Annotated in this window: 13 protein-coding genes; all 13 read left to right on the top strand. The window is 33.4% G+C overall.

What is annotated here, in order from left to right; all coding sequences use genetic code 11:
- The 13 genes from KQI88_RS06490 to sufU all read left to right on the top strand — a co-directional run bounded on the left by KQI88_RS06490 (nucleotide 1) and on the right by sufU (nucleotide 11,888).
- Nucleotides 1–720, top strand: coding sequence for a hypothetical protein (locus KQI88_RS06490; RefSeq protein ID WP_216415539.1), 720 nt, complete (start codon nucleotides 1–3; stop codon nucleotides 718–720).
- Nucleotides 721–747: 27 nt separating this feature from the next.
- A complete protein-coding gene (locus tag KQI88_RS06495; RefSeq protein WP_216415540.1) occupies nucleotides 748–1,023 on the top strand; it encodes a methyl-accepting chemotaxis domain-containing protein in 276 nt (91 codons plus the stop codon).
- Nucleotides 1,024–1,141: 118 nt separating this feature from the next.
- Nucleotides 1,142–2,044 (top strand): PstS family phosphate ABC transporter substrate-binding protein, encoded by a 903-nt coding sequence (locus KQI88_RS06500; protein WP_216415541.1) that lies wholly within the window; start codon nucleotides 1,142–1,144, stop codon nucleotides 2,042–2,044.
- 104 nt (nucleotides 2,045–2,148) lie between these two features.
- The gene (pstC, locus tag KQI88_RS06505; protein WP_216415542.1) at nucleotides 2,149–3,087 is read left to right on the top strand and encodes a phosphate ABC transporter permease subunit PstC; all 939 of its coding nucleotides are present in this window, start codon (nucleotides 2,149–2,151) and stop codon (nucleotides 3,085–3,087) included.
- The gene (gene pstA, locus KQI88_RS06510) at nucleotides 3,087–3,935 is read left to right on the top strand and encodes a phosphate ABC transporter permease PstA (protein ID WP_216415543.1); all 849 of its coding nucleotides are present in this window, start codon (nucleotides 3,087–3,089) and stop codon (nucleotides 3,933–3,935) included. The genes pstC and pstA overlap by 1 nt, the downstream gene beginning before the upstream one ends.
- Nucleotides 3,936–3,957: 22 nt before the next feature.
- Nucleotides 3,958–4,710: a phosphate ABC transporter ATP-binding protein PstB gene (gene pstB / locus KQI88_RS06515; protein ID WP_216415544.1), complete on the top strand. Its 753-nt coding sequence runs from the start codon at nucleotides 3,958–3,960 to the stop codon at nucleotides 4,708–4,710.
- A gap of 12 nt (nucleotides 4,711–4,722) precedes the next feature.
- On the top strand, nucleotides 4,723–5,373 hold the full coding sequence (gene phoU, locus KQI88_RS06520; RefSeq protein WP_216415545.1) for a phosphate signaling complex protein PhoU: 651 nt from the start codon (nucleotides 4,723–4,725) through the stop codon (nucleotides 5,371–5,373).
- Nucleotides 5,374–5,680: 307 nt separating this feature from the next.
- Nucleotides 5,681–6,532 carry a patatin-like phospholipase family protein gene (locus KQI88_RS06525; RefSeq protein ID WP_216415546.1) on the top strand — a complete coding sequence of 284 codons (852 nt, stop codon included), beginning with the start codon at nucleotides 5,681–5,683 and terminating at the stop codon, nucleotides 6,530–6,532.
- Nucleotides 6,533–6,808: 276 nt separating this feature from the next.
- Nucleotides 6,809–7,546: a Fe-S cluster assembly ATPase SufC gene (gene sufC, locus KQI88_RS06530; protein WP_216415547.1), complete on the top strand. Its 738-nt coding sequence runs from the start codon at nucleotides 6,809–6,811 to the stop codon at nucleotides 7,544–7,546.
- 84 nt (nucleotides 7,547–7,630) lie between these two features.
- Nucleotides 7,631–9,034 carry a Fe-S cluster assembly protein SufB gene (gene sufB / locus KQI88_RS06535; RefSeq protein WP_216415548.1) on the top strand — a complete coding sequence of 468 codons (1,404 nt, stop codon included), beginning with the start codon at nucleotides 7,631–7,633 and terminating at the stop codon, nucleotides 9,032–9,034.
- 11 nt (nucleotides 9,035–9,045) lie between these two features.
- Nucleotides 9,046–10,230, top strand: a complete 1,185-nt coding sequence (gene sufD / locus KQI88_RS06540; protein WP_216415549.1) for a Fe-S cluster assembly protein SufD — start codon at nucleotides 9,046–9,048, stop codon at nucleotides 10,228–10,230.
- On the top strand, nucleotides 10,223–11,464 hold the full coding sequence (locus KQI88_RS06545; RefSeq protein WP_216415550.1) for a cysteine desulfurase: 1,242 nt from the start codon (nucleotides 10,223–10,225) through the stop codon (nucleotides 11,462–11,464). The genes sufD and KQI88_RS06545 overlap by 8 nt, the downstream gene beginning before the upstream one ends.
- On the top strand, nucleotides 11,454–11,888 hold the full coding sequence (sufU, locus tag KQI88_RS06550; protein WP_216415551.1) for a Fe-S cluster assembly sulfur transfer protein SufU: 435 nt from the start codon (nucleotides 11,454–11,456) through the stop codon (nucleotides 11,886–11,888). Before KQI88_RS06545 ends, sufU begins: the two co-directional genes overlap by 11 nt.
- The last annotated feature ends 70 nt before the right edge of the window (nucleotides 11,889–11,958 follow it).

Consider the following 11,958-nt stretch of genomic DNA (forward strand, 5'->3'; position numbering starts at 1 on the left):
ATGAAAAAGCTTCTTAAATTGATGATTAATGATATAAGGAATATGACAAGAGAACCTATGTTTATTTTAATGACTATAGGACCTTTTATTTTAGCATTAATAGGACGTTATGGTATTCCCATAATATCAAGGGGATTCAAACCCTATATTAATATTTCTGCTCATTATAATATAATTTCCGCTTATTTTTTAGCTTTTCCTGCCTTGCTAATAGGGGTAATGATAGGTCTTCTAATGCTTGATGAAAAAGATGACGGTGTACATTTAGTGTTAATGATTACTCCAATTGAGAAAAAAGGATATATAGCCTATAGAGTATTGTTTCCGACAATGATTAGTTTTTTTTATGCAATAGTTATATTGCCTATTGTAGGTTTCACTACTATATCTTTTATATCCACTATATTAATTGCTATTATGATGTCATTAGAGGCACCAATGGCTGCTTTATTTATATCAAACTTTGCAAGCAATAAAATAGAGGGGTTAACATTGTCTAAAACATTAAGTATTTTAATTTTATCACCTTTATTAGGATATATACTAAAGTCAATATGGCGATGGACTGGAGCTATGTTTCCATATTATTGGTCAATACTGTCGGTTGTTAGAGCAGCTGAAGGTGGAACAGGATTTTGGTTTTTTATTGTCATTGGAATGATTAATCATATCTTAATTCTAACATTGCTTATAAAACGATTTAACCGCAACATATGCTAGAATTCATTTGACGAAAATAAGATATATATGACAAACATATATATCTTATTTTTTATTTCATACGAGGCTGCAAAGAAACAAGCATTAGGTACAAAACAGGTACAGCAGTATATGGAGCAAATAGGCGAAATGATAGAATATACAGTTCAAGGAGCTAAGGAAATTGCAAAAGGAACCTATGAACAATCTGTAACTATGGGAAATATAGATGATATTGCAAAAGGACTAAGTAATACTTCAGGCCAATTAAGTGGCATGGTGTCTAAATTTGAAATAGTTAACACAAACATAACAGAGGATTAACAAATATAACAGAGGATTAACTCAGGGTTAACCATTGAAAAACAACAGGATATTATAATTAATTTGTAAGGTAGGGAATACAAATTAAAACATTGGGATTACGAAGGGAGAATGTAAATTGAAAAAAATAGCTTTATTATTAGCATTAGTAATGGCGGCATCAGTAGCATTAATAGGTTGTGGGAAAGATATACCAACCAACGAAGGTAATAATTCAGGTTCTGTGGAGCAAAATGAAAATAATGAAGTTGATTTTAGTAAATTAGTAGAGATTAAGGGTTCTGATACTATGGTTAACCTTGGACAATTATGGGCAGAACAATTTATGGATAAAAATCCAGAGGCTCAACTGGCAGTTACAGGTGGAGGATCTGGTACAGGGATTGCAGCAATTATTAACGGAACTGCTGATATTGCACAGTCCTCTAGACAAATTAAGGATAAGGAAATGGAAGAGGCAAAGGCTAACGGTTTTGAACTAAAAGAATTTGTTGTAGGTAGAGATGGTATTGCTATTGCAGTAAATAAAGATAACCCTATAGAAGCTGTAACTCTAGAACAATTAAAAGGTATTTTTACAGGAAAGATAACTAACTGGAAAGAGATCGGTGGCAATGATGAAAATATCGTAATTATGTCAAGGGAATCTAACTCAGGAACTTATGTGTTCTTTAAAGAATTTGTATTAAAGGATGAAGAGTACGCTACTTCAGCTCTATTAATGCCATCAAACCAAGCTATAGTTGAAGGATTAAAACAGGATACAAGTGGAATTGGTTATATAGGACTTGCTTATGCTAACGATGAAATTAAGGTTGTACCTGTTAAAAAAGACGATAGTAGCGAAGGTGTAATGCCATCCTTAGAAACTATTAATGCAGGAGACTATCCAGTTTCTAGACCATTATTCTTATATACAGCAGGGAACCCAGAAGGAGTTGTTAAACTATATATGGACTTTATTATGGGACAAGAAGGACAAAGTATTGTTGAGGAAATTGGATTTATTCCAGTTAAGTAGTAGATATTGATTATTAATAGACTTAAAGGTTCGGATGGAGTTAAAGCTCTATCTGAACTTAGTCTTTGCTATAGAAAATATGGTGATAATCGTGAGGTGGTTATATGAAGGAAGCTACTATGAACATACCAAAAAACCAGCATAAGAAAAGTCTTAAGAAGGCTGTTAAAAATCAACTTGGAGAATATTTAATAGAAAAAGCAATTTTTATACTAGGTATCACTTCAGTGGTTATAGTTTTATTAATCTTCTTTTTCCTATTTAGATCTGGAGTAGCACTTTTTAAAGACGTATCCTTGAAAGATTTTTTATTCGGCAAAAATTGGTTTCCAGTATCTAATAATCCCCAATATGGGATTTTGCCACTAGTGGCAGGGTCATTATTGGTAACAGCAGGAGCCATTATTATTTCTGTTCCTATAGGAGTAGGTTGTGCCATATATATTTCCCAGGTGGCAGGACCTAAAGCCAGAACATGGTTAAAGATTATTATAGAGTTTTTATCTGCAATTCCTTCTGTAGTGTTAGGATTTTTAGGCATAGTAGTATTGTCTATATTAGTAAAAAATGCTTTCTCTTTATCAACAGGATTTACTGCATTAACTGGTTCTATATTAGTATCATTAATGGCTTTACCAACAATAGTAAGTATTGCAGATGATGCTATTAATGCCTTGCCTAAGGAGTATAATGAGGCTTCCCTAGCTCTGGGGGCTACAAAATGGGAAACTATTCGATATGTTTTAGTTCCTGCTGCATCTTCGGGAATCATTGCTGCTATAATGCTCGGAATTGGAAGAGCTATTGGGGAAACAATGACTGTTATGATGGTAACAGGAAATGCAGCGAAGATAACTGGAAATATTTTATCCCCTGCTAGAACAATGACAGCTACAATTGCGGCAGAAATGGGGGATACAGTAAGAAATGGTACTCATTACAATGCCTTATTTGCTGTAGGTATTGTACTGTTATTAATGAGTACAGCTATAAATATAATTGCAGATTATGTAGTTTCTCGGTCTAAAAAGGAGGCACAGTAATGGATAAGAAAAAAATTCAAGAAAAAGTTGCCTTTAGCATTTTAACCTTTACTATGCTACTTGTAGTAATACCAATAATACTAATTATAGGATTTATTTTATATAAAGGAATTGGAACTATTAATTGGGGCTTCATAACCGAAATGCCTAGGAAGGGAATGAAGGAAGGTGGAATTTATCCTGCTATTGTTGGTACGATGTATTTAGTACTTGGAACAATGGCCTTTGCACTACCTTTAGGTATTGGATCTGCTATATATTTAAATGAATATGCAAAAAGAGGAAGACTGACAAAGCTAATAAGACTTGCTATATTAAATCTTGCTGGAGTTCCTTCAGTTGTTTATGGTCTATTTGGATTAGGATTATTTGTGTTTTTTTTAGGTTTTGGTACTTCAATCTTGGCAGGTTCATTGACATTAGCGTGTCTCATTCTTCCAGTAATAATTACAGCATCTGAAGAGGCTTTAAAAAGTGTGTCTGCGGAATATAGGGAAGCCTCTTTAGCACTAGGAGCTACAAAATGGCAAACTATAAGGCATGTAGTTCTGCCTCATGCAATGCCTGGAATTTTAACTGGAGCAATATTAGGTATAGGTAGGGCAGCAGGAGAAACAGCACCAATATTACTGACTGTAGCTGCATTCTTTTTACCTAGATTACCAAAATCAATTTTTGATCAGGCTATGGTTCTACCTTATCATCTATATATTATTTCTACTCAAGTACCTAATATGCCTGAAGGTATTCAATACGGAACTGCTCTTGTGCTATTAGGAGTAATTTCTATATTTTTTATTATTGCAACTACAATTCGAATCAAAATGAAAGTAGCTAATCGCAGTTAACTAAGGAATCAGGAGGTAAAATATGTATAAAATTTTAGTTAAGGACCTAGATTTATATTATGGAAGCTTCCAAGCATTAAATAATATTTCCTTAAATATTGATGAAAAAAAGGTAACAGCTTTAATTGGACCTTCTGGCTGTGGTAAATCAACATTTTTAAGAACATTAAATCGAATGAATGATTTAATAGATGGGGTTCGCATAAATGGAAATTTAGAACTAGAAGGGCAAAATATATATGAAAAAGATGTAGATGTAGTTGCCCTTAGAAGAAGGGTAGGTATGGTATTTCAAAAACCAAATCCTTTTCCAAAATCAATTTATGAAAATGTGGCCTACGGTCCTAAAAGATATGGAGTAAATTCTAAAATAGAGCTAGATGAGATTGTTGAGAAAAGTTTAAGAAAAGCAGCTCTATGGGATGAAGTTAAGGATCGATTAAATAAATCTGCCCTTGGACTATCTGGTGGACAACAGCAAAGGCTATGTATTGCAAGGGCATTGGCAATGGAGCCAGAGGTGTTGTTAATGGATGAACCTACATCCGCATTGGATCCAATTGCTACAGCTAAAATCGAAGAGCTTATTATGGAACTGAAAAAAGAGTATACAATAGTAATAGTAACTCATTCAATGCAACAGGCGGCAAGAATATCAGATAGTACTGCTTTTTTCCTAATGGGAGAATTAATTGAAGTAGGGAAGACAAAGGATATTTTCACAACACCTAGAGATAAGCGGACAGAAGACTATATTACAGGTCGTTTTGGATAGAGGGGAGATAAAATGAGAGAAAGATTTATTACCCAATTAAGAGAACTAAATATTAAACTATTAAAAATGGGTTCTATGGTTGAAAATATTATCGAAGTGTCTGTTCAATCCTTAGTAAACAAGGATCTAGATATGGCAAGAAAGGTATACGAGCTGGATGACGAGATAGATGAATTAGAACTGAAGATTGAAAAGGACTGTATGCAGTTACTAGCCCTTCAACAGCCAATGGCAAAGGATTTAAGAATGATAGGAACTATATTGAAAATTATAACGGACTTAGAAAGAATGGGGGATCATGCGGTTAATATTGCTAAGATTACCATTAAAATAGGAGATGCACCTCTTATTAAGCCTCTTATTGATATTCCTAGGATGGCAAAGTTAGCAGAAAACATGGTAAGCAAAAGTCTAGATGCTTTTATGAAGGAAGATGTAGAACTAGCTAAAGAAGTTGCTCTTGAGGATGAAGCAGTAGATGAAATTTATGAAGATATATATATGGAATTGATTGAAATGATGATTGAAAAACCAGAAATTATTCAACAAGCTACCTATCTACTCTTTATTGGTAGGTATTTAGAGCGTATTGCTGATCATGCCACAAATGTAGGAGAACGGATTATTTATATGGTAACAGGGGAAAGGGTGGAAATAAATTAAATAATGTAATATTTATAGCCATGTAATGAATGCAAGATGTCTTGCTGTATCCATTACATGGTTTTTTAGAATTAATATTTTTGGAATTAATAATAGAGGTTTTAAGATTTGATAGAACATATTTTTTTAAAGAGTATATTCAATTTTTTATAAAAAAAAGGAATAAATATTATTAGTATAGAAGAGTATAAAGTGGAACATATTCATTATATATTTGTTTCCTAATTCTCGCTTTATAGAAAGATGAGTTTTAAAACTAAAGTGTATCGGACATGCTTTAAATAGACAGGAAAGGGGGAGATATATTATGAAAAAAATAGGATTAGTACTTGAAGGTGGAGGAATGAGGGGAGTTTATACCAGTGGTGTATTGGACTTTTTTATGGAGAATAATCTGTACTTTCCTTATACAATAGGAGTTTCAGCAGGAGCCGGTAATGCTGTATCCTATATTTCTAGACAAATTGGACGAAGTAAGAAAGCCACAGTAGATTCTATAGATGATCCTAATTATATAAGTTATAGAAACTTGATTCGTCACGGTTATCTATTTCATATGGATTTAATATTTGACGAAATGCCAAATAAACTTATACCCTTTGATTACGAAACCTTCTATAATTCTCAAGAGGAATGTGTAATTGTTGCATCCAACTGTGAGACAGGTAGGCCCGTATATTTTTCTAAAAAAGATTGTAAAGATATAATGATGGTTTGTAGAGCTTCTAGTAGTCTTCCATTAGTTTCTAATATTGTTGAAATAGATGGTATGCCTCTTATGGATGGTGGAATAACGGATTCTATACCCATAAGGAAATCAATAAATGATGGTAATGAAGTAAATGTCCTAATTTTAACTAGGGATAGGGAATATAGAAAGAAGCCTACTCGGGGTAAGTGGTTATTTGAAAAGGCATACGAAAAATATCCAAAGTTCCAAGAGGCTATTTTAAACCGCTACAAATCATACAATAAAACTTTAGATTATATTGATGAACTTGAAAAAGAAAACAAAGTATTTGTTATTAGACCCAGTGAACCAGTCAAAATAAAGCGTATTGAAAAAGATACGGAAAAGCTTACAGAACTTTATAATGCAGGCTATGAAGATGCAAAGGTCATTTTTCCTAAGTTGTTAGAATGGATTAGTGACAAATAAGAAGATAAGTCAGTTTAAAGGTTGAAACCAAATATACCTTTAGGCTGACTTTTTTATTATATGGAAACATTCATTAAAGATGTTTTACCCAATGTATGATGAAAATAATATAAATTTCTGTATACATTAAATAATCAATACAATAATTTAATGATAATGATTATTGCTATTAACCATAGTAATGTGATAAAATAATAAATATAATTCCGAGTTACTAACTAGGAATTAAGAAAAAAACTAAATTAAAATAATAATAAATAAAAAGGAGTTATGAAAATGAGTAAATCGTTGCTTAAAATTAATAACTTACATGTTTCTATAGGAGAGAAAAAAATTTTAAAGGGTTTAAATTTAGAGATTAAACCTGGTGAAATTCACGCAATTATGGGACCTAATGGTGGCGGTAAAAGTACATTATCCAACACTATAATGGGAAGTCCGAAAGGTGTAGTGGAGGAAGGAAGTATTTTACTAGAAGGGGAAGAGATAAATAATTTAACAACAGATGAAAGAGCAAAAAAAGGAATCTTTTTATCCTTCCAATATCCAGAAGAAATTCCTGGAGTAACAGTACAAAACTTTTTAAGAACTGCTTACAATGCAGTTAAAAATGAAAATATTTCAATTTTAAAGTTTGAAAAGCTGTTGAAAGAAAAGATGGCTTTATTAGATATGAAGGAAGAATATGCAAATCGTTATTTAAATGAAGGCTTCTCTGGTGGAGAAAAGAAAAAGAATGAAATTTTACAAATGTCTATTTTAGAGCCTAAGCTTGCTATTTTAGATGAGACGGATTCAGGGTTAGATATTGATGCATTAAGAATAGTATCAGAAGGAGTTAATAAGGCAAAAGCAAAGGATACAGCAGTTCTTATTATTACTCACTATAATAGAATTCTTGATTATATTAAGCCAGATGTAGTGCACGTATTGATGGACGGTAAAATTGTAAAAAGTGGGGACAGTAATTTAGCTAAAATGCTAGAAGACACAGGATACGAAGATATTAAATGATATATTCAAAATAAGTTCTATTAGTATTTTATTTTAAGTCTGTAAAAAATGTATATTACAACTCTGCTTAAGGAGGTAAAATAAGTGAGCAAAAAATATATAGAAGATATCGATTTTAGTCGTTATGACGTTAAAAATGAAGTTAGATTTAGCTATAAAACAGAAAAAGGTCTAACAAGAGAAATAGTTGAAGCCATATCCAACCAAAAGAATGAGCCAGATTGGATGAGAGATTTTCGATTAAAGTCCTTAGATATTTACAATAGCAAACCAATCCCGACTTGGGGGGTAGATCTTAGTGAACTAGATCTAGATGAAATAATTACTTATTTAAGACCAGACACTAAAATGAATCATACTTGGGATGATGTGCCAGATGATATTAAAAATACCTTTGAGTTGTTAGGCATTCCAAAGGCAGAAAGGGAAGCCTTGGCAGGTGTAGGGGCCCAATACGATTCGGAAGTAGTATACCACAGTATGCAAGATGAATTAGCAAAGCAAGGTGTTATATTCACTGATATGGAAACTGCTGTAAGAGATCATGGAGAAATGGTTAAGGAATATTTTATGACGAAATGTGTTCCTCCAAATGATCATAAATTTGCAGCCTTACATGGTGCAGTGTGGAGTGGAGGTAGCTTTGTTTATGTGCCACCTGGGGTGAAGGTAGAAATCCCACTACAAGCATACTTTAGAATGAATGCTCCAGGTTCTGGGCAGTTTGAGCATACTTTAATTATTGTAGATAAAGGGGCAGAACTTCACTTTATTGAAGGATGCTCAGCGCCCCAATATTCAGTCCATAACCTACATGCGGGTTGCGTGGAGCTTTTCGTAAAGGAAGGTGCTAGATTAAGATATAGTACAATTGAAAACTGGAGTCGTAATACTTATAACTTAAATACAAAGAGGGTTATCGTTGAAAAAGATGGAATAATGGAATGGGTATCTGGGTCCTTTGGCAGTAAAGTTTCTATGCTATATCCTTGTACAGTTTTAAAGGGTGAAGGTGCAAAGGTGGACCATACTCAAATTACCTTTTCAGCTAAGGGTCAAAACTTAGATACAGGATCTAAAATAATCCATGCTGCACCTAATACAACATCTAGAGTTATTTCAAAGAGTATTTCTAAGGATGGAGGTATTGCATTTTACAGGGGATTATTAAGAGTTGCTCCTAATGCACATGGTTGCAAGGCAAATGTGGAGTGTGAATCCCTAATGTTAGATAATGAATCAAGAGCGGATACTGTACCGATTATTGAACTTATGAATGATGATATAGATATTGGGCATGAAGCAAAGGTAGGAAGGATTAGCGAAGAACAAATATATTATTTGATGAGTAGAGGAATTGGAGAACAAGAGGCAAAAGCAATGATCGTAAGGGGATTTGTTGAACCTATTGCAAACTCTTTGCCTTTAGAATATGCGGTTGAACTTAATCGATTAATTAAACTAGAGCTAGAAGGAGCAATAGGTTAGGAGGGAGAAAAATGATAATAGTACAGCCAATGGATGAAAATACTTGTACAGAAATAAGTAGAGAAGATTCTCTATATGTGCAAGAGGAAAGAAATAAAGCATTAAAATTGTTTTTGAATGAATCTGTGCCAAAGTGGAAGAGGGTAAAGCTAAATGATTTCAAAGTTCCAAGTTACAGTAGATATGAATATCCATATTTTAAAATGGGAGTAGAAACTGAATTTGGCCTAGAGAAAATATCAGCTGCCCTTAATAATAACTCTAAAGTTAAGGAAGTCATTAATATAAATAAAAGTTTCGGCGTTGGCAAAAAGTTTACATCAATGGTTGAAGCCTTTTACAATGCTGGAATAATGCTCCATGTTCCTAAAAATACTCAGGTTTCAAATGTTATTAAAATTGATTACAGATTGGATAGAGATAACCCACTACTATTAGATTACAACATTATTTTGGCAGAACAGAGCAGTAAGGTTACCATTGTAATAGACTACAATAGCGAGAATGGAATGGATGACCTATTCCACAATGGAGTTACTAAAATAATTGCAAAGGCAGATTCAGAAGTAAATATTGTTAAACTACAAAGAATGCAGGATAGTTCCTATCACTTTGACTCTAACATCGCTATAGTAGAAGGAGATGCAAGGGTAAATTGGTACACAATTGAAATGGGAAGTTTTTTGAGTGCAACAGATTTCAGCACCTATTTAGACGAAAGAGGAAGCGAAGGTACACTTAAGTCTTTATTTTTAGGTGATGGAGAAAGAAAACTAGATATGTCTTATCAAATGATACATCTAGGTGCTAATTCAAATAGTGATATTCAAAGCCACGGAGCATTAAAGGATAAATCCTACTCTATTTTTAGAGGTAACTTAGACTTGAAAAAGGGTGCTAAAAAATCTGTTGGAGCAGAAAGTCAAACAGTTCTCTTGTTAGATAAGGAAGTCCGCTGCGATGCTTTACCTGTGTTGCTTTGTGAAGAGGACGATGTAAAAGCTAATCATGCAGCTAGTGCAGGGCAATTAGAAGAAAGTAAGCTTTATTACTTGATGAGTAGGGGACTATCTATGTTGGAAGCAAAAAAACTTATTATAGAGGGCTCTTTTAGACCTATGATAGATAAAATTCCTGTGGTAGAGATACGAAAAATTGTAGAAGAGGAAGTTACAAGGAGGATTATCCATGGATAATACTTTTGATATTAAACAAATAAGAAAAGATTTTCCTATACTTCAGACAACTGCCTACGGAAAACCCTTAATATATTTAGATAGTGGAGCCACTACTCAAAAACCTGTTCAAGTAATTAAGGCTATGGAGAGATACTATAAGGAGCAAAATGCCAATATCCATCGTGGAGCACACTACTTAAGTATAATGGCTACGGAGGCCCATGAAACTGCAAGAGAAAGAGTTGCAGGCTTTATAGGAGCGTCTAACTCAAGTTCAATTATATTTACAAGAAATGCTACAGAAGGGATAAATTTAATAGCATATGCTTGGGCTATGGATCATCTTAAAGCAGGAGATGAAATTATTCTTACTATAGCAGAACATCACAGTAATATACTCCCTTGGCAATACGTTGCACAAAAAACTGGAGCAATTTTAAAATATATTTATTTGACAGAGAATGAAAGATTAGATATAGACCAGTATAGAAAAATGATTAATAGTAAAGTAAAGCTAGTAACAATTCAGCATATGTCTAATGTTTTAGGTATTATCAATCCTGTAGAGGAAATTATTAGTCTAGCCCATGAAAAAGGAGCGAGGGTTTTGGTAGATGGAGCTCAAAGTGTTCCACATATGCCGGTTGATGTGTCTAAACTAGACTGTGATTTTCTAGTGTTCTCTGCTCATAAAATGTGTGGGCCAATGGGGATAGGTGTACTATATATTAAGGAAAATATGTTAGATCAAGTAAACCCATTTCTCTTTGGTGGAGAAATGATTGCAGAAGTGGAGGAGCAAAGTGCAACCTTTGCACCAGCTCCACTAAAGTTTGAGGCAGGGACACCAAATGTAGGTGGAACTATTGGTCTTGTAAGTGCTATTGACTATTTGCAATCCATAGGAATGGATAAAATTTTAGAGCATGAAAGGCAGCTTACTTCCTTTGCAATAAAAAAAATGTCCTCTTTAGATTTTATAAAAATACACGGACCTTTAAATATGGAAAACAGAGGAGGAGTTATTTCCTTTAGTGTAAAGGGAGTTCATCCCCATGATGTGGCTACTATATTAGATCAAGATGGTATTGCTGTTAGAAGTGGTCATCATTGTGCCCAACCTTTAATGAAATACTTAGATGTACCAGCTACATCTAGGGCAAGCTTTTATATTTACAACACTATGGAGGAAGTAGAGATATTTATTGATAGACTTAAAAATATAAGGAAGTGGTTTAAATATGGATCTTAACCAATTATATTCTCAAGTTATTTTAGAGCACTATGAAAATTCCCCTCATCGTAGAGAAATGGAGGGGGATCACATATGTGAGAGGGGATATAATCCCCTTTGTGGTGATGATATAACGCTACAGGTAAAGTTTAATAGAAATATTATTGAGGATGTAGCTTTTAAAGGTAAGGGCTGTGCTATAAGCCAGGCTTCTACTTCTATGCTTATTGATCTTATAAAGGGAAGAAATGTAGAAGAAGTTTTAGAACTTATTGATGAATTTTTGAAGATGATTAAAAAGGAAGATGGGGATTATGAAATTCTGGAGGATGCCCAGATTCTACAAGGGGTTTCAGACTTTCCGGCTAGGATTAAATGTGCAGTTTTAGCATGGCATACACTTAAAAATATAATTGTAAAACAATATGAAATGAGCAAGTAATAAATAACGTATATTGATTAATCTACATTATTAAAAAGTTGTTTTAAAAAGACAAGAACTATGGTATGAT

Origin of the sequence: Alkaliphilus flagellatus (assembly GCF_018919215.1) — a bacterium.
In the GTDB taxonomy this organism is placed as follows: domain Bacteria; phylum Bacillota; class Clostridia; order Peptostreptococcales; family Natronincolaceae; genus Alkaliphilus_B; species Alkaliphilus_B flagellatus.

Bases quoted from the DNA above. Each gene is read 5' to 3' on its own strand.
- KQI88_RS06490 (WP_216415539.1), top strand. From the start codon at position 1: ATGAAAAAGCTTCTTAAATTGATGATTAATGATATAAGGAATATGACA.
- KQI88_RS06495 (WP_216415540.1), top strand. From the start codon at position 748: ATGACAAACATATATATCTTATTTTTTATTTCATACGAGGCTGCAAAG.
- pstC (WP_216415542.1), top strand. From the start codon at position 2,149: ATGAAGGAAGCTACTATGAACATACCAAAAAACCAGCATAAGAAAAGT.
- pstA (WP_216415543.1), top strand. From the start codon at position 3,087: ATGGATAAGAAAAAAATTCAAGAAAAAGTTGCCTTTAGCATTTTAACC.
- pstB (WP_216415544.1), top strand. From the start codon at position 3,958: ATGTATAAAATTTTAGTTAAGGACCTAGATTTATATTATGGAAGCTTC.
- phoU (WP_216415545.1), top strand. From the start codon at position 4,723: ATGAGAGAAAGATTTATTACCCAATTAAGAGAACTAAATATTAAACTA.
- KQI88_RS06525 (WP_216415546.1), top strand. From the start codon at position 5,681: ATGAAAAAAATAGGATTAGTACTTGAAGGTGGAGGAATGAGGGGAGTT.
- sufC (WP_216415547.1), top strand. From the start codon at position 6,809: ATGAGTAAATCGTTGCTTAAAATTAATAACTTACATGTTTCTATAGGA.
- sufD (WP_216415549.1), top strand. From the start codon at position 9,046: ATGATAATAGTACAGCCAATGGATGAAAATACTTGTACAGAAATAAGT.
- KQI88_RS06545 (WP_216415550.1), top strand. From the start codon at position 10,223: ATGGATAATACTTTTGATATTAAACAAATAAGAAAAGATTTTCCTATA.
- sufU (WP_216415551.1), top strand. From the start codon at position 11,454: ATGGATCTTAACCAATTATATTCTCAAGTTATTTTAGAGCACTATGAA.